This is a genomic window from Phytobacter sp. MRY16-398 (assembly GCF_003925915.1).
GTDB classification, from domain to species: domain Bacteria; phylum Pseudomonadota; class Gammaproteobacteria; order Enterobacterales; family Enterobacteriaceae; genus Phytobacter; species Phytobacter diazotrophicus.
The window spans coordinates 3,912,922-3,931,744 of the sequence record NZ_AP018756.1; the positions used below are offsets into that span (position 1 = coordinate 3,912,922).

The window sequence follows — 18,823 nt, forward strand, 5'->3', positions numbered from 1 at the left end:
GTTTCCCTCTTTATCGTGTCTTTACTTCGCCATGCCGTAGAAGATGGCGGAGACCGTAATCAGGCCGATAACCGTGACAAAAACGTTGCTGATTTTGCCCCGGTACGGTGCCAGTACGGGCAGTTTGTGGATGGCGTACATCGGCAACAGCAACAGAATCGCCGCACCGGTCGGCCCGCTGATGCTTTCAATAATTCCCAGAATGCTGGGGTTTCTCCAGGCGGCGAACCAGCAGGTCGCAACCATAAAGATAAAAATCATGCTGTCCACCAGGCGGATCCCCGGTTTCTTTCCTTTCGATCTGGCGGCTTCAACGATCATGTCGCGTAAGGATTCATAAGCGCCGATGTAATGGCCGAGAAAGGATTTCGTGATGGCAACAAAGGCGATGATGGGGGATAGCCAGGCGATAATCGGGGTATCAAAGTGATTCGCCAGGTACGAAAGGATGGAAAGGTTTTGCGCTTTGGCTTCTGCCAGTTGCTGAGGTGATAAACTCAACACGCAGCTGAGGACAAAAAACAGCACCACAACTACCATCAGCACAATGCCATAGCGTTGAATTTGTTCGCATTTTTTGTCGGCCGTTTTCAGTCCATAGCGTTGTTTCTGGCGCACCACCAACGGCGAGATAATCGGATAGTGATTAAACGACATCACCAGCACTGGAAACGTCATCCATAGCGTCATCAGAATGCCGTGCCCCTCCCCCACATGGCTCAGGGTCGTAGTCTCAAGAATGGCACCATTCCACTGAGGAATAAGAAACAGCGCCATAAAAATCAGCGAGATAATGAAAGGATACACCAGCGTGCTCATCACGCGCATGATGAACTGCTGGCCCAGGCGCACAATAAACATCAGCCCAATGATAAGCGCGATAGCCACCAGCGCCCTCGGGGGTTCCTTCATGCCCAACTGGTGCGTAATAAAGCTTTGCGCCGTATTGGTGATGGCAACCGCATACATAATCAGAATGGTATAGATGGCAAAGAAATAGATAACCGTGAATGTTTTCCCAGCCAGGGCACCAAAATGTTCACCAATTACATCGGTGATGGTGCTTTCCGGCGTGCTGGAGGAGTAGATAAAGCGCGCCAGGCCACGGTGAGCCAGGTATGTAATCGGAAAGGCTAATGCAAACACAATCAACAACGGCCAGAACCCCCCGATGCCGGCGTTAATGGGCAAGAAAAGCACGCCTGCACCAATAGCCGTGCCAAATAATCCCAGGACCCAGACGATGTCCTCGCCGTGCCATTTTTGCGGATTGCTTATTTCATTTTCTTCAAGGGTCGCTATATTTTTCATAGGTGATGTTCTCTTATTTTTTCCGCGTTATCGCGTCTTTTTATTTATTGTCAGGACGAGTAAAGTCTTAGGGCGTGTAGGGTAATATTGCCGCCCCATTTTTATGCATAAGAAATATCAGGCGCTGCGACCAAACCATACGATATCTTCATAAACATCCGGAGAGGTATCGCCTTCCGTACTAATAAGCAGGACACGCGATTGTTTATTCAGGTTCAGGCGTTCTTTTAATTCCTTGTGACATTGATTGCTCATCAGTTCATAAATAAACCCGGTGCCAATAGCGCCTGACTCCCCGGAAATAAAAGCGTCATCGGTTCCCGGCCGCGGCGCGGCTAAAATACGCATCCCGTTGGCCGCCAGTCGGTCATCTGCTGAAATAAAACAGCTCGTATAATCACGAATCATCGGCCAACTGGTGATATTGGGTTCACCACAGGCTAACCCCGCCATCAAGGTTGCCATATCGCCACCCACACTATGGGGTTGCCCGTCATCGATCATGGCCGACTGGTACAGGCAGTCTGCTTTGCGCGGCTCGACGATGATGATGGTGGGGGCCTGCGCTTTCATTCTTTCAATAAAGTACCCCATGATGCTCCCGGCGAATGAGCCAACCCCCGCCTGCAAAATCAGATGCGTTGGCAGAGGTTCGCCGCGCTCTTCAAGTTGCTGCCAGGATTCAATCGCTAAGGTCATGTAGCCCTGCATGACCCATGTTGGGATCTGTTCATAACCTTCCCACGCCGTGTCCTGCAGCAATACCCATCCGTGCTCTTGCGCTTGCTGATGGGCGAAACGCACGGTGTCATCATAGTTCAGTTCGGTAATGGTACATTCGGCACTGTGGTGGCGGATGTTCTGCGCGCGGATAACCGAGGAACCTTTTGGCATATAAACAACCGCTTTCAGTCCCAGTTGTTCTGCAGCCCATGCGATCCCGCGCCCATGATTGCCATCTGTCGCCGTCACGAAGACGATATCGGCGATCTGCTTTTTCATTTCGGGTGAATTCAACGCGGCAAAGGTGAGCTCGTTAATGTCACGACCGATTTTTTCAGCCAGATATTTCCCTACCGCATAAGAGCCGCCCAGACTTTTAAAGGCATTAAGGCCAAAACGCTGTGATTCATCTTTAATATGAATCGCCCCCAGCCCCAATCGCTGACTTAAAAAAGGCAAATTGCGCAATGGGGTCACGGAATATTGTGGGAATTTCTTATGGAAAGACAATACCTCGTCAGCCACTGACGAATTTAATACACTTAAATCAGTACCTGAACCATACGTTGTTCGGCGGTCGTTAAATTTATATTTAATGATTTCCGTCATACAAATACCTTTTCTCCCATGAATATCATGTTTAGTTGAATACGATGTAGAATCATAACGGATCAAATGATTGCTCAAGCAGCGTCATCAAAAAAGAATGCGGGTAATTAAATAAACATCAGGACCAGACCGCGTCGATAAATGCATTCACTTTCAGCGCTCGCTATTTCAATGATGTTTATTCCACTGGTTGAAATGGTACTATGCTTGTGGCTGTTAAATGACGCAAAATTGCCCGAAACCATGCAATTTTCACTCTGATTCACCACCTAAGCGCAACAAAATTGCGTGAAGTGATCTGAATCACAAAAAAGAGGGAGTTCAAAATGATGACGCTTGATGCCTGGGATAAAAAAATTCTGACCCTTCTGCAACGCAACAATCGTCTCTCGCAGCGAGAAATTGCCGACCTGGTGAATTTGTCCGCATCGGCGGTAAATCGACGTATTGCCGCACTGGAAGAGGCCGGGGTCGTGAAGGCGAATGTCAGCATCGTGGACGCCAGTAAAGTCGGGAGGCCGATCACCATCATGGCGCAGGTGATGGTGGCTAATGAGCGTCTCGATTTATTAGAAGAAGATCGACAGCGCTTTGTGAATTGCCCACAGGTGCAGCAGGTTTACTACGTGACAGGTGATTTTGATTTCCTGCTGGTGATAAATGTGCGCGATATGGCCGAATATGAAATGCTGACCCGCGAGCTGTTTTTTGTCTCGGGCAACATTAAATCATTTAAGACGATTGTCTCAATGCAAAATGCCAAGCAAGAAATGACCGTCTTGATCGAATAATGCATGCTTGCACCGTTGCTAAAATGCGCCCCACCATCACGCTCTTCACGTTGAGAAAAGATTAATTTCCGAAATCCCCCTTTTCGCTGCGAATTCTACTTGTCTGATGGCGCTCGCCAGGTAACATAGGTATCCCCCCTTTGTGGGCGGACAAACGATGATCTTTTCCAGACAATTAACAGAGAGAATATTATGAGCGTTGTGCCTGTAGCCGACGTACTCCAGGGCCGCGTTACCGTTGACCAAGAAGTCACCGTGCGCGGATGGGTACGTACCCGCCGAGATTCAAAAGCTGGCATCTCCTTCCTCGCCGTTTATGACGGCTCCTGCTTTGATCCTGTACAGGCTGTCATTAATAATTCTCTGCCCAATTACAATGAAGAAGTTCTTCATCTGACCACCGGCTGCTCCGTTGTTGTCACTGGCAAAGTGGTGGAGTCCCCCGGTGAAGGCCAGAGCTTCGAGCTGCAGGCGACTCAGGTAGAAGTCACCGGCTGGGTTGAAGACCCGGACACTTACCCGATGGCGGCGAAACGCCACAGCATCGAGTATTTGCGTGAAGTGGCGCACCTGCGTCCGCGTACCAACCTGATTGGCGCTGTCGCCCGTGTTCGTCATACGCTGGCGCAGGCGCTGCACCGCTTCTTTGATGAGCAGGGTTTCTTCTGGGTTTCCACGCCGCTGATTACCGCATCTGACACCGAAGGTGCGGGTGAAATGTTCCGCGTTTCCACGCTGGATCTGGAAAACCTGCCGCGTAACGATCAGGGTAAAGTCGATTTCGACAAAGATTTCTTTGGTAAAGAGTCTTTCCTGACCGTATCGGGCCAGTTGAACGGCGAAACCTATGCCTGCGCCCTGTCCAAAATCTACACTTTTGGGCCAACGTTCCGCGCGGAAAACTCCAACACCAGCCGTCACCTGGCGGAATTCTGGATGCTGGAGCCGGAAGTGGCATTTGCCGATCTGGAAGATAACGCCCGTCTGGCGGAAGCGATGCTGAAATATGCCTTCAACGCAGTTCTGACTGAGCGTATGGATGACATGAAGTTCTTCGCTGAACGCGTTGATAAAGATGCAATTGCCCGTCTGGAGCGTTTTGTTGCGGCTGATTTCGCGCAAGTGGACTACACCGACGCCGTGACCATTCTTGAAAATTGCGGTGAGAAGTTTGAAAACCCGGTTTACTGGGGCGTTGACCTCTCTTCCGAGCATGAACGCTACCTGGCCGAGAAACACTTTAAAGCACCGGTCGTTGTGAAAAACTACCCGAAAGACATTAAGGCTTTCTATATGCGCCTTAACGATGACGGTAAAACCGTAGCAGCGATGGATGTTCTGGCGCCGGGCATTGGTGAAATCATCGGCGGCTCGCAGCGTGAAGAGCGTCTGGATGTGCTGGATGCGCGTATGGCTGAAATGGGTCTTAATAAAGAAGACTACTGGTGGTATCGCGATCTGCGCCGTTATGGCACCGTACCGCATTCAGGTTTCGGCCTGGGCTTTGAGCGTCTGATCGCTTATGTCACCGGCGTGCAAAACGTACGTGATGTTATCCCGTTCCCCCGCACACCTCGTAGCGCCACGTTTTAATGATAAAAGCCAGCATATGCTGGCTTTTTTTGCTCTTCATTATTCCTTCACCCTAACCGGGACATCATGGACCGGTTAACGCTTCCCTATCTTTATCGGCGTTTTATCTGTGAAATACTTCTGAACAAAAAATAAAGCACACTTATATTGTGGGTTAGTTTTATCTCATCTGATAGCACGTCTGGATAAAAATCGCACAGCTTTCCAGACGGCTAAAAAGGTCGGTGAGAAAAAGCAAGATGAGAATGGTTCCTGTACAAGATTCACCCTTATCTCAATTAAACATAAGCAATTCATATATATAGTTATGAGGCCGTTGTTTTTGACAACGATCGCTCCCGAACTTTGAGGTGGTTCACAAAGTTCCTTAAAATACATAAATTCTTACACATAATTGCTTTTTGTAACCTCTTTAAGACATTTGTAGCACTTTCAGGCTAGCGAAACGATTATATGAATGGAAAGATGCCTCTCAGACACAGAAAGACACCAAACTCTCATCAATAGTTCCGTAAATTTTTATTGACGGAATTTATTGGCGGCAGTGGCAGGTGTACAAAAAAACCAATGAGGGTAATAAATAATGATGAAGCGCAATATCCTGGCAGTGGTTATCCCTGCCCTGCTGGTAGCTGGTGCAGCTAACGCTGCAGAAGTTTACAACAAAAACGGCAACAAACTGGACCTGTACGGTAAAGTTGTTGGTGAGCACGACTTCGTGACCTCTGGTGACAACACCAACAGCAACGACAACACCTACGCTCAGTTTGTTTCAAAGGCGAAACTCAGATCAACAGCGATGTAACCGGTTACGGTCAGTGGGAATACCGTGCGCTGGCAAGCGATGCAGAAGGTTCACAGGGTACCCGTAACCGTCTGGCTTTCGCTGGTATCAAAGTTAACAACGCTGGTTCTCTGGACTACGGTCGTAACTACGGTATCGTCTACGACGTAGAATCTTACACCGACGTTGCCCCATCCTTCTCTGGCATGACCTGGGCTAACTACTCTGATAACTTCATGACTGGCCGTACTACTGGCGTCCTGACCTACCGTAACACCGACTTCTTTGGTCTGGTTGATGGTCTGAGCATGGGTATCCAGTACCAGGGTAAAAACGATCGTACTGACGTTAAAACCTCTAATGGCGACGGCGTTGGTTACTCTCTGGGTTACTCCTTCGCAGAAGGCTTTAGCGTAATCGGCGCTTACAGCAACTCTGACCGTACTAACCGTCAGACTGTAGACGGTAAAGGTGAGAAGGCAGAAGCATGGGCTGTTGGTGCGAAATACGACGCAAACAACATCTACCTGGCAACTGTTTATTCCGAAACTCGCAATATGACTCGCGAAGCTGACGGTACTTTTGCTAACAAAACTCAGAACTTCGAAGCAATGGCTCAGTACCAGTTCGACTTCGGTCTGCGTCCGTCCCTGTCCTACGTTCAGTCTAAAGGCAAGGACCTGGCAGGTCGTACAGCTAATGGCGCAACCTTCGCTGGCGGCAACGAAGATCTGCAGAAATATGTTGAAATCGGTGCGTACTACTACTTCAACAAAAACTTCAACATCTATGTTGACTACCAGCTGAACCTGATCGACAAGAGCGATTACAGCCAGGCCGTTGGTATCGTGAATGGTCGTGATGACCAGGTTGCGATGGCTGTAACTTACCAGTTCTAATCAGCACACCTCGTTATTATATGCGTGAAAAACAGGGCTTCGGCCCTGTTTTTTTATTGTCTCGCCGCCAAAAAGACTAACTTCTAAAAAGACGCATGCTTTTTATCGCAAACGGTTGGCAATTGTCACATCAACCGTTAACCTGATAGCGGATCTCCCTTCTGTCATCATAATGGAACCTCGTCATGTTTGAGAATATTACCGCTGCCCCTGCTGACCCTATTCTGGGTTTGGCCGATCTGTTTCGCGCCGATGAACGTCCTGGCAAAATCAACCTTGGTATTGGTGTCTATAAAGACGAAACCGGGAAAACGCCGGTACTGACCAGCGTTAAAAAAGCGGAGCAGTATCTGCTGGAAAACGAAAACACAAAAAATTACCTCGGCATCGACGGTATTCCTGAGTTTGGTCGTTGCACGCAGGAACTGCTATTCGGCAAAGGCAGCGCGATTATTAATGACAAACGTGCGCGCACCGCGCAGACCCCGGGCGGTACGGGTGGCCTGCGTGTTGCCGCTGATTTCCTGGCGAAAAACACCTCAGCAAAACGTATTTGGGTAAGTAATCCAAGCTGGCCGAACCATAAAGGCGTGTTTAACTCCGCCGGCCTTGAAGTGTGTGATTACGCCTATTATGACGCGCAAAACCACGCGCTGGATTTCGACGGCATGGTTGCAAGTCTCGAAGCCGCGCAAGCGGGTGATATCGTACTGTTCCACGGTTGCTGTCATAACCCGACCGGTATCGATCCGACGCTTGAGCAGTGGGAGACACTGGCTAAATTATCCATTGAAAAAGGCTGGCTGCCGCTGTTCGATTTTGCCTATCAGGGTTTCGCCCGCGGTCTGGAAGAAGACGCAGAAGGTCTGCGCGCCTTTGCCGCGCTGCATAAAGAATTGATCATCGCCAGCTCCTTCTCGAAAAACTTCGGTCTGTACAATGAACGTGTCGGTGCCTGTACGCTGGTGGCCGCGGACCAGGAGACAGCAGACCGTGCATTCAGCCAGATGAAGTCAACCATCCGCGCTAACTACTCTAACCCGCCGGCTCATGGTGCCTCCGTTGTGGCAACGATCCTGAGCAACGATGCGCTGCGTGCCATCTGGGAACAAGAATTGACAGACATGCGCCAGCGCATTCAGCGTATGCGTCTGCTGTTTGTAAATACCCTGCAAGAAAAAGGGGCGGATCGCGATTTCAGCTTTATCACCCGTCAGAACGGCATGTTCTCTTTTAGCGGCCTGACCAAAGAGCAGGTGCTCCGTCTGCGTGAAGAGTTCGCTATCTACGCGGTTGCATCAGGACGTATTAACGTTGCGGGCATGACACCGGATAACATGTCGCCGCTGTGTGAAGCTATCGTCGCGGTGTTATAAACGACAATAGATAATAAAAAAGGTCGCGAATGCGACCTTTTTTGTTTTACCAGACCGGCAGCTCATCCTGCAGGAAAGGGTTATGTAGCCGCTCGTTGCCAAGCGTGGACATCGGGCCGTGACCAGGAATAAAGGTCACATCATCCCCCAGAGGCAACAGTTTGGTTTTGATGGCATCAATCAACTGCCCATGATTGCCTTTCGGGAAATCACTGCGCCCTACGCCGCCTTTAAAGATAACGTCGCCGGACACCAACAGCCGGGATTGCGCATCAAAGAAAACCACGTGCCCTGGCGTATGCCCAGGGCAATGCAAAACATCCAGTCTCACATTGCCTACGCTCACCGTGTCGCCTTCGTTTAACCAACGATCCGGCGTCAGCGGCTGGCAGTCATCCAGACCAAACATACGACTTTGGGCGGGTAGCCCTTGCAGCCAGAACTCATCTTCTTTTTCCGGACCAATCACTGGCACGCCATAGTGCTGCGCCAGCTCGGCAGCCGCACCAACATGATCAAGATGACCATGGGTAAGCAGTATTTGCGTTAACGTCACGCCGGAGGCTGCAACTTCCTGTTTGATGCGTTCAGCATCGCCACCGGGATCCACTATTGCTGCCAGCCGGGTTTGCTCACACCAGACTAACGAGCAGTTCTGGGAGAAGGCGGTAACCGGAATAATACGATAGTTCATACTGCTCCTGTCTCTTTTAACTGAGTTTTACCAGTGCCGTAGCGGCCCGGTATCAATATGCACAAAGTTGCTGCTGGGGTAATATCCTACACCACCTGCACGCATAGATAACGCAGCTTTGCGAATATTGCTCAGAGAAATCCCTTCGATATGGAAATCCATCGCCTGTCCTTTGGTGTGATAGCTTTTTTTGGCAACACCAGAACTGTGAGCCCGGAGTTCGTTATTCGTGTCGACAGAACGGTATCCCGAGACCAGTTGCACCGGTTTGCTTGTTCCTAACAAACCTTGCAGGCGATAAAGTTGATCAAACAGTCGTGGATCGATGGTTTTAATTTTATTCGCGCGATAATCACGGAAAAAATGGTTGAGCTTTGCTAATTCATCCTGAATATAGCCCCGGCCATCGAAAAACTGCGCCTTAATTGTTTCTCCAGTATGGAGATTATTCAGCGTTAAAATACGCGGACGTGGGGTGGAAAGAGTTGCAAATGCTTGTTGAGGGAAGATGGCTGCACCAAGGGCAATACCACCTAACGCCAACAATTTGCGGCGATTAGCGTCAAATTTGTCCATGATAATCAGGTCTGCAAGATAACAAAGTGATCGTAATTTATGCACTTTTATTGCGCACGAAAGGCACCTTACCGGGCAAAAACGTCTGCGTCAAGGTAGCCAAACCCCAGCAAAGACGGGCCTTACAGCAGATCCGGCCCGTTTTCGCTAATTATTACGACAATGTTATTTCCCGAACTGCTTCATTTACCTGATTAATTGTTCGGCTTTCGCCAGGATTTGTGCGCCAGATCGCGCCGTCAGATCATAATTGTAAATATCTGTACGATATTGGGTACGACCATCTTCGCCAACAAATGCGGTCAAATAATAAAGATTCACCGGTATATTTTGACGGATATTAACGTAACGGGTATCTCCTTGTTTTAATGCATCGGAAATCCGCGTGTCGTTCCATCCCGCATCCTGTAATAGCATATTGGCAAGCTCAGAGGCTTTATTCACCCTCACACAGCCTGAGCTCAACGCTCGCGCATCTTTCTGGAAAAGATTATGGTTGGGTGTGTCATGAAGATAGATAGCGTCAGAACTCGGCATATTGAACTTATAGCGGCCGAGCGAGTTTTGCGCGCCCGGCGCCTGCTGGAAGCGGAAAGGCAGATTAGATGGCGTGATGGTTGCCCAATCCACCATCGTCGGGTCAATAGCCTCTTTACTGTTCCAGCCACGCAGCACGGTATAACCATGCCGTTCCAGATAGCCTGGGTCATTCCATACTTTCGGTAGAATGTCTTTGCGTGCCAGCGTCGGTGGTACGTTCCACGGCGGGTTAACCACCACGTTATTCAGCGCACTGCTCATCATCGGCGTTTTGCGATCCGGTCGCCCGACAATCACGCGGGAGGCCAGCACCTGGTTGCCGTTCAGATAATAGACCAGCGAATACTCCGGGATGTTAACCATAATCCCCGTGGAGAGTTTACCCGGCAGCAAACGCAGACGCTGAATGTTCAGCGCCAGAACCCCGGCGCGCTGGGCTGGGGTTACATTCAACCAGTCGCGGGTCGACTGCCCAATCACGCCGTCGGCATGCAGCCCCTGAGCGGCCTGGAAGCGTTTGACTGCGGCAACTAACTGGCGGTCATAGTCGCTGCTGAGCGTACTTGCTGGTTTCGCTTTTTTGGTCAACTGCGCCGTTGTTGTTCCCGCCGTATCAACCGCGATGGCAGACGGGCTGACGACGCTGCTCGTTGCATCATCGCCGGGCAGCGCGATTTTCGGTGCATCATCCATCATGCCGCTACGTTGCAGGATTTCACGCAGCGCGGGTACATCCCTGCTCTTCTGTCCGGGACGCAGTGAAACGGTACTGGTCAACTGCGGCCACGGTGAATTGTCTGCCACCAGCGTCAGTAAAGACTGATGCATCGCAGCATACTGCGGATGATGAGGTGCAAGGGTTTCGATAAATTGCGGCAGGTTGCCTTTATCCAACGCTAATTGCCACTGATTGATTACCGACAGCGGCGGTGTTTCCAGCGTGTAAGGTTTACTGCTGTAGAGCCAGCGGTTGCCTTTCACCGGAATACCGGCGACGAAATGCAGATACCCCATCATGGCGTCCGATAAGACCAAATCCCGCGCCATTCCTGAGATATTCGGATCGGTCAACAGCCCAACCCAGGTCGTGAATTGCGGCTGGAAACCGGCAATCGCGACTTCGGCGAGTTGTTGCTGGAAAGCCTGAACGGCATCACGATTATCCCACATCGGCTTCATTTCACGCGCGGCATACAACGCGGAAAGCGAATCCATGTAGACCGGTGTCCAGTTAGCAGGCAAGAGTGCCTGCAATGCGCTACGCGCGTTAGCAGGCGCATCTGCTGCCGGATAAGGCTGCAAGCCTGCCATCATTGCCGTCGCAGGCGACTGTTCCAGCGGCTGCGATAATGCCGTGGGTTGATCGCCAAGCGTCGCGGAACTGTCAACCGGTACCACCTCAGGCTCATCGGCCAGGGCCTGAGCGCTAAACAGCGGAGCAAATGCGAATGCCAGACATAAACTCAATGTCGACATCCGACGACCATACGATTTCTTAAGCAACATCCCTTGCCCCCTGTTTCTTCATTACACTCACAATGCTCTTTCTATCAGTATATAAAGACAAAAAAGCATTTGCCTTACCAAATGTAAAGAAGTTTAAAGAAGAGCGCGTGGTCGGGTGCGGTGTTTCAGAAAAGAAAAAGGGCGGCATCTCTGCCACCCTCATTGTTTAAGCGAACCGTTAAGAAGCGTCTGCCGTACCAGGTAATGTCTCCGGTAGCTGAGCCGCGAAGCCGCGCAGACCCACCACGTGAACATGCTCGTGGTTCTGGAAGACTTTACGCACCAGTTTATAGGTGGTGCCTTTTTCTGGACTGATGTTCTCCGGAGCCGCAATAATCAATTGCATTTCAAGGCGTTCGCAGAGTTCGAACAAGGTTGCGATGGAGCGGGCATCCAGACGTGCTGCCTCGTCGAGGAACAACAAGCGGCATGGCGAAATATCTTTACCACGCAGACGTCGCGCCTCGTCTTCCCAGCTCTGAACAACCATCACGAGGATAGACATCCCGGTACCGATAGCCTCACCGGTCGACAGGGCCCCGGATTCCGCACGCAGCCAGCCATCCGAACCACGGTTGACCTCCACTTCCATCTCAAGATAGTTGCGGTAATCAAGCAACTCTTCGCCGATGGTTTGCGGCGTACGCTGACCAAGATCGATTTGCGGATTCAGGCGTTGATACAGTTTCGCCAGTGCTTCGGAGAAGGTCAGGCGATTGCTGTTAAACAGGTCCTGATGCTGCTCATGCTGCTCGGAAAGCACCGTCAAAAGCATTGCATGACTCTCGCGGACGTTAACATTCAAACGGACACTGTGTACCTGACCAAAGGAGACGTTTTGCAGCCCCTGGTTAAGTTGACGGATACGGTTCTGTTCGCGCTGAATCGTTTTACGAATGATATTCGCCACGCTACGAGAGCTGATCGCCAGTTTCTGCTCGCGGGAGGTTAGCTCTTCCGTCAAACGGCTAAGTTCAATCTCCATCTGTTCGATAGCTTCCACCGGATCGTCAGTACGAATAATATCCTGGCGGATACGTTCGCGCAGATGCTGGTAAACCGCGACAAAGAACTGAATCTTACGCTCCGGACGTTTCGGATCTTCCGACATACGCAGCACATCACGCAGATGTTCGTTGTCCGCCACGGCGAGGCGCAACGCACCTAACGCCTTATCCGACATTGAACGCAGTTCGTCACCAGAAAGGTAAGCCAGTTCACGACGATGCAAGCGACGTTCAACGCCGTTATCTTTCACCATTCGCATCACCGCACACCAGCCTGCTTTCGCCGTGACGACCTGTTCGCGCATCTCATGATAATCACGTTCAAGGCGACGCAACGCACGGGTCAGGTTATCCATTTCCGCTTCGCAGAAGGTCAGCGCTTTTTCCAGTTGATTGCGGCGGGCACGGTTGCCGGACAACTGGGCATGCAGCTCGTCGCGACGAATACGCGCGCGCTCCTCCGCGCCACTGTCGGCACGCACACCAATTTCCTGCAGCTCTTTTTGTAGATCGTTGAGCAGTTCTTTTTTGGTATCGAACGAGCTTTTCAGCGATGCCAATACCTGGTTGTACTGACTGAGCTGGGCCGCGTGGCTACGCAGCGCCTCACGTGTACGGCTACGTTCACGTTCTGCCTGTTCGAGCCGCTGACGCAGCTTCTCGTTGAGATCGTTATTGCCACTGAGCATTTCCGCAGAATCGGAATAGCTAAAGTGCGCCCGGCGCTGTACAACTTCGATCAGCGCAAATGCCTGCTGTCGTGCTTCACGCTGCACTTGCTGGGAGTACGCATAATCTTCTTTCAGTTGTTCATACTGTTCCGGGTCGTTTTGCAGTACGGAAACAACGGGCTCCAGTTTCGCCAGATGGTTGCCAAACTGTTGAATAAAACGCACGGCTTCCTGAGCTTCGTCCAGCCGCTCCTGAATTTCATCAACGCGATCGGCCAGGGTTTCATCTGCCAGCAAGCTCAGGCGTGGCAGCAGGCGGTTAAGCTGAGCAACCCCCTCTTTCGCCTGCTCGAACTGCATGCGGTTCTGCTGGTTGTCATTCTCATGATTACTCAGCGCGCGCTCCAGTTCACCACGGCGGCCACTGAGCGTACGAATTTCAGCTTCCGGGTCTGGATCAAACGCCACGGCAAGATGGCTACCGATAAAACGGCTGAAGGCCTGATGCAGGCGCTGCGTTTTCTGCACGTCGAAGGATAATGTGGCAAAACGCTCGGCAAGCTCTTCACGCTCGGCGTGGAGCCCTTCGATACGGCTTTCACGTGCGGCACGACCAAACAGCGGCACCGACGGGAAACGGGAGTAGCGCCACTGACGATCGGCTATCTTAACCACCACCGCTTTTTCCAGCTCATCGACGCTGAACACACTGTCATCGAAAGATTGCGGATCCCCTTCAATCAGATAGAGATCTTCCGGGCAATCCTCGAGCCCTTCAAGCTGTTCCGAAATGAGGGAGAGGTCCGGGACCACGATCGCGTGACGTGATGGGCCATACAACGCGGAAAAATAGGGCGCATCGTCAAGGCTAACGTCATCGTAAATTTCAGAGAGCAGTACACCGCCAAAGCGTTCAGCCAGCGTGTTAAGACGCCCGTCTTCGGAGCCACCCGGCTGACTCAGACGTTCGATTTCTTCGTCCACCGCACGCTTACGTGCCCCGACTTCATCGCGTTCAACGATAGCTTCGCGTTCACGCTCCAGCAATTGTTGCAGGTATTCCGTCACTTGCTGGCCGGATTCAAACTGCTCGCCGCTCTGCTCACACAACTGGGTCAGGCTGCTTTGCGCTGCCAGCCAAATCGGTGCGCGCTGGGTCAATATTTGGATGCGTGACTGTAGCTGTTCCAGCTCCTGGCGCAACGCCATACGCTGCTCACCGGCCATGGCCACATTCTCGGAAAGCGCGGCAATTTGCGCCTCCAGCTCATGATGCAGAGCCTCAAGTTCGTCAGCGTCGTACTGTTTATTCTGCCGTTTGCAGAATTCCGCCAGCATGCGTTCAGCATCCTGTTGCTCACGCAGACGCTGTTCCAGTTCGTTCAGACGCGCGCGCAGCGATGGCGCCTGTTCTGCCAGATGGCGCTGGTTTACCCCTTCTCGTAAAAGGTCACGTGCGACATCCCAGGCTTCATCACGGGCCAGCGGACCATTGATAGCGACGACCAACTGGTAAGCTTGTTCAAACTGGCTGTGCGCGGTTTGCGCCACGCTCATACGTTGGTCAAGCGACAGGAGTTTCTCTGTAGCTTCCTGCTCTTTCGCCTGGAAGGTTTCCAGCCATTCGTCTGCCGTTTCTGCCGTCAGGTTCGGTAGCTGGCAAAGTTCTTTTGCACGCTGTAAGGCCTGTTGTGCCTGATTGTACTGAATCGTGCGGGTTTGCTGCACATCCAGAGCCTGTTGGTAGTCGGCAAGCTGGTTTTTCAGCTCATCCACTTCCAGTTCAGCGGCCTCGGCGCACGCTTCGTTCTCTTCCTGATGATCGGTAGCTTCGGCCACCACTTCATTTTGTTCTTCAAGGCGGATTTGCAGTTCGTCCAGATCCGACTCGTATCGCTCAATTTTTTCCTGCTGGCGCAGCGCGGTCTGCACCAGGTTCAGGTGATCGCTGGCGGCCTGATAGTCAGCCTCAAGATCCCCTTCTGCCCCGGTGTGTTCTGCCAGTTCGCGCGCCATATCGACATGTTTGTATTGCTCAGCCGCCAACTTTTGCCGTGAACTGAACAGATCGCGACGGAATGTCAGCGCCTGATCGAGGTGAATACGTCGTTCGTTGGCATGGCGCATGTAATCCGCCGCCACATAGTTAGTCGCTTCACTGATCAAATGCTTGAACAGATCGCGATCCGACTGGGTAACGCGAATCGCTTCCAGCGTCATGCGGTTTTCGCGCAGTGCCGCTTCCATATCCTGGAAGGCTTTACGTACACCGCTATTTTCCGGCAAGAGATAGTCGCGCAGAGAACGGGTGATCGCACTGGAGATACCGCCATACAGCGACGCTTCGATCAGGCGATAGAATTTGCTGCGATCGGATGCTGAGCGCAAGCGACGTGCGACGATGCCCAAATCGAACATCAGAGAATGATAATCGGTGATGGAGTTGAACTGCTTAAACTGCACCCCTTCCATCGCATCCAGCTTTTCCTTCACTTCCTGCAACGGCAGCACGCGCGCTTGACGCTCGTTAAGCGTTTCTGTCAGCAGTTGTGTCGGCTGAACCGCCGTTGGCAGCCCCTGAATAGCGAACGGTTTGATGTCGACTTTACGATCGCGACCGGCCACCTGTTGCAGGCGAACCCCCACCAGCACGCGCTGATGACGCGAGTTGATCACATCAAGAACAGAGTAGCAGACCCCGGCTTTCAGTTTACCGTGCAGGCCTTTGTCACGAGAGCCAGACGTCGCGCCTGCCTCGGTGGTGTTACGGAAGTGCAGCAGCGTTAAGTCCGGGATAAGCGCGGTGACGAACGCCGCCATGGTGGTGGATTTACCAGCACCGTTTCCCCCGGACAACGTGGTCACCAGTTCGTCCAGGTCAAACGTACGGGCAAAAAAACCGTTCCAGTTAATCAGCGTCAGTGAGCGAAATTTACCGCGATCAATCATTATTCTTCCTCTCCACTATCCGGCTGATTGTCTTCGTTCTCATCATTGAGCTGCAGGTGATTTTCTACAGGCATGGCTTCACCGTCGCGGATCAAGCGCCGCTGAGCCTCGCGTGCATCGTCACCAGAGCGCACATCCGCGCCGAAGCGGAACACAGACTCGGTAATACGAAACTTGCTGCTGTCGTTACCCATAAACCAGATCATGCCAAGACGACGCAGGCGGTTCAGGGAGGAACGCACTTTTTCCTGTAATTTTTGGCGATCCAAATCAGAACCGGTTGAGCGGTTATTCACCAGCTTCAACAGTTTGGCTTCGTCTGCCAGCGCCATCAGCTCGTCATACAGCTCCTGCTGAGTGAAGATACCTTCATTGGCCAGACGTTCCGGGCTGAGATAGAGGTAACAAAGAATTTTACCGACCATCATGTCCAGTTCAGACAGCACCGAGCGTGGGATCAGCGTTGTCGAGCGCGGGCGCAGGTAGAAAAAACCCTCTGGCGCACGGATCAACTCAACGTTGTAACGCCCGTAAAACTCCTCCAGAAATTCCTGGAAATCCATTAAAAAGGCGTGATTATCCAGCTCATCAAGGCCGATATGGCGGCCTGAGCGCAGCGCACTGTCGAGCGCCGGAAAGAGTGGGTTTGCCAACGCCTGGGCCAATTTGATCGGCATCACTTGTTCAATATTTGTCAATGACATGCGCCTGTACCTTGGCTCCGTAATCATTAATCGGCTGCCATTTTGCTGGCAGGCCGGTGAAATCTGCTTGCGCTACGCCGAGGCGTACCGCCTGATCAATGACGATCCGCGCGATATCAAAATGCCGCGCGCGCGGGTACCGCGCCAGATATTCGCGTACAACCAGCCCAAGATCCAGTGGAGCTTGTCTGGTTTTATATATCGCCAGTTGTTCTTCGATCATCGCCGCAAGTTGTTCGCGGATTTCGTTGAACTCTTCATATTCCAGGTCAGGCGGAAGCTCACCTGTAACCTCGGCATCGCTCAACGCAATCTCTTCATCGCGCATATCCAGCAGCCTGTCGGCGTTCGCATAGGTCAATGCCCAGGGAGCATCGAAGTAACCCTGTACCGACTGGCGCAAACGCTGGGCAAATACGCGGTTTTTATCCATATCGATAGCGGTACGAATAAACTTGTGTACGTGGCGATCATAGCCAATCCACAAATCGATAGCCTGCTGTCCCCAACTGACGATACGGTCCAGCTTGCTCTGTAAATCAAAAACCAGCCGGTCGACAAACTCCAGATCGTTATGCGCCAGCGTCGCGTCCTGGATACGTAATAAGTTCGCCTGCAGCTTATCCCCTGCCGCCTCCAGCGTATCCTGTAATTCACGCAGCGTACCGGAGGTTTCGGAGAGTAACAGCTCACAGCTTGAAATAGCCGCACGCCAGTCTTTATTCAATAACTGAGCGATATCATCTTTGACTAACTGCTGCTGCTCATCCATCACGCGCTGGGTGAGATCGATGCTGTCGAAAATTTCTGCCACCGAGTATTTCAACGGCGCATAGACGTTGCGATGCCAGTGGAATTCATCCCCACCCTCATCTGCGGCATCAGCAGCGCGTTTCAGTTCTCCCGCCACGATAGATAACTGCATGGACAGGCGCAGCGTAGAAAACTCGCGCTGGCGGATATAGTAATCGGTAATGCCAATGCCGAGCGGCGTCAGACGATAGATGGCATTACCGTCAGCCAGTTCGCTGGTAAAACGGTTCAACAGGCGCTGACGCACCATATCGTTTATGGCATTGTTCGCACGCTGAGCAATGGTTTCGCCGCTTTGTTCAAATGCTTCGCTGACGTGGCGAAACGCATCAACAAGCTCTCCCTCGCTCATTTCGCCATCCAGGCGTTCACCGTTCAGCGTGGCAACCGCCAGCAAAAACGACAGTCTGTCTACCGGAAGCGTGATAGAGAAATCGTTTTTCCTGGCCCAGGCAACCAGTTCGGGAACTGTCTGGGAAAATTCACTCATCGTTCATCCTTTCATCTCTCTGCGGCTTGAGCGCGGTCACATGGATATAACGCCCCAGGCTGATATACGGCTCCTGACGACAATATTGCGTTTCAAGTTCAAGCAAGGAGTCAAAACAGTCACGTTGTTGGTGTTTTTCGCGTAAGTAATCGTGAAACACCCGAACACCCGTTTTCCCCGTGATCTGCCAGCCAATCGCATTCAGCCAGCTATAGACTTCATCCGGATGTCGCGGATAATCCGGGGACAATGTGCGCTTTTTCTTTTTAGGCATACCCGCCAGCACATAGTCGAAATTACCTGCCACCATATTGTGCATCAACAGGCCATTAGCATTGTAAAACATCAACGACAATGTCCCCGCGGGCTTTAAAACCGACCACAGCGTTCGCAAAACGTCCACCGGTTCAGCGACCCATTCGAGCACAGCATGGAACAATATCAGATCGACGGGCGATTCCAAATGTTGCGCAATGTCCTGAGCGGGGCATTGTACAAAATGCATGTTACCGCTCACACCTTTCTCTTCTGCGGCTGCGGTAGCACGCGCAATCATCTCCTGCGACACATCACACAGCGTCACATGATGACCCCGTTCTGCCACACGAATCGCTGTCTGGCCTTCTCCGCCGCCCGCATCCAGTACATGAAGCGTGCGATCGCCCATTTCGGCGAGAACCCTATCCAAATCCTGCCAGAGGATCGCCTGACGCAGTTGACCTTTGGTCGTGCCATAGATATTGCGGGAGAATTTTTCCGCGATGTCATCGAAATTACGATCCTGCAT

12 protein-coding genes and 1 pseudogene are annotated in these 18,823 nt (G+C 51.8%); 4 read left to right on the forward strand and 9 right to left on the reverse strand.

Going from position 1 to position 18,823, the window contains the following annotated elements; translation table 11 throughout:
- Positions 1 to 21: 21 nt before the first annotated feature.
- Together MRY16398_RS19360 and dpaL are read right to left on the reverse strand one after the other, a co-directional pair.
- Complete coding sequence (locus MRY16398_RS19360) at positions 22 to 1,311, reverse strand: aromatic amino acid transport family protein (protein WP_125125034.1); 1,290 nt, start codon at positions 1,309 to 1,311, stop codon at positions 22 to 24.
- Between the two features lie 117 nt (positions 1,312 to 1,428).
- Positions 1,429 to 2,643, reverse strand: coding sequence for a diaminopropionate ammonia-lyase (dpaL, locus tag MRY16398_RS19365; RefSeq protein ID WP_039078568.1), 1,215 nt, complete (start codon positions 2,641 to 2,643; stop codon positions 1,429 to 1,431).
- A gap of 329 nt (positions 2,644 to 2,972) precedes the next feature.
- Between dpaL and MRY16398_RS19370 the strand changes: the two genes are divergently transcribed.
- From MRY16398_RS19370 to MRY16398_RS19385, 4 genes and pseudogenes are all read left to right on the forward strand, one after another.
- On the forward strand, positions 2,973 to 3,434 hold the full coding sequence (locus MRY16398_RS19370; protein ID WP_039078759.1) for an Lrp/AsnC family transcriptional regulator: 462 nt from the start codon (positions 2,973 to 2,975) through the stop codon (positions 3,432 to 3,434).
- Between the two features lie 192 nt (positions 3,435 to 3,626).
- Positions 3,627 to 5,027 carry an asparagine--tRNA ligase gene (gene asnS, locus MRY16398_RS19375; protein ID WP_039078567.1) on the forward strand — a complete coding sequence of 467 codons (1,401 nt, stop codon included), beginning with the start codon at positions 3,627 to 3,629 and terminating at the stop codon, positions 5,025 to 5,027.
- 583 nt (positions 5,028 to 5,610) lie between these two features.
- A pseudogene (locus MRY16398_RS19380) lies at positions 5,611 to 6,710 on the forward strand (porin).
- Positions 6,711 to 6,895: 185 nt separating this feature from the next.
- Positions 6,896 to 8,086: an amino acid aminotransferase gene (locus MRY16398_RS19385; RefSeq protein ID WP_071194681.1), complete on the forward strand. Its 1,191-nt coding sequence runs from the start codon at positions 6,896 to 6,898 to the stop codon at positions 8,084 to 8,086.
- 46 nt (positions 8,087 to 8,132) lie between these two features.
- Here MRY16398_RS19385 and MRY16398_RS19390 read toward each other — a convergent pair whose 3' ends face one another.
- From MRY16398_RS19390 to cmoM, 7 genes are all read right to left on the reverse strand, one after another.
- Positions 8,133 to 8,780 carry an MBL fold metallo-hydrolase gene (locus MRY16398_RS19390; protein WP_039078564.1) on the reverse strand — a complete coding sequence of 216 codons (648 nt, stop codon included), beginning with the start codon at positions 8,778 to 8,780 and terminating at the stop codon, positions 8,133 to 8,135.
- A 27-nt stretch (positions 8,781 to 8,807) separates the two neighbouring features.
- A complete protein-coding gene (locus tag MRY16398_RS19395; protein ID WP_125125035.1) occupies positions 8,808 to 9,356 on the reverse strand; it encodes a YcbK family protein in 549 nt (182 codons plus the stop codon).
- Positions 9,357 to 9,542: 186 nt separating this feature from the next.
- Entirely contained in the window at positions 9,543 to 11,402 is a 1,860-nt protein-coding gene (ldtD, locus tag MRY16398_RS19400; protein WP_108701728.1) for a L,D-transpeptidase, read from the reverse strand.
- A 178-nt stretch (positions 11,403 to 11,580) separates the two neighbouring features.
- A complete protein-coding gene (mukB, locus tag MRY16398_RS19405) occupies positions 11,581 to 16,029 on the reverse strand; it encodes a chromosome partition protein MukB (RefSeq protein WP_125125036.1) in 4,449 nt (1,482 codons plus the stop codon).
- Positions 16,029 to 16,733 carry a chromosome partition protein MukE gene (gene mukE, locus MRY16398_RS19410; protein WP_039078560.1) on the reverse strand — a complete coding sequence of 235 codons (705 nt, stop codon included), beginning with the start codon at positions 16,731 to 16,733 and terminating at the stop codon, positions 16,029 to 16,031. The genes mukB and mukE overlap by 1 nt, the downstream gene beginning before the upstream one ends.
- Entirely contained in the window at positions 16,714 to 18,036 is a 1,323-nt protein-coding gene (gene mukF / locus MRY16398_RS19415) for a chromosome partition protein MukF (RefSeq protein WP_039078559.1), read from the reverse strand. Before mukF ends, mukE begins: the two co-directional genes overlap by 20 nt.
- Positions 18,029 to 18,823, reverse strand: coding sequence for a tRNA uridine 5-oxyacetic acid(34) methyltransferase CmoM (gene cmoM, locus MRY16398_RS19420; protein ID WP_125125037.1), 795 nt, complete (start codon positions 18,821 to 18,823; stop codon positions 18,029 to 18,031). Before cmoM ends, mukF begins: the two co-directional genes overlap by 8 nt.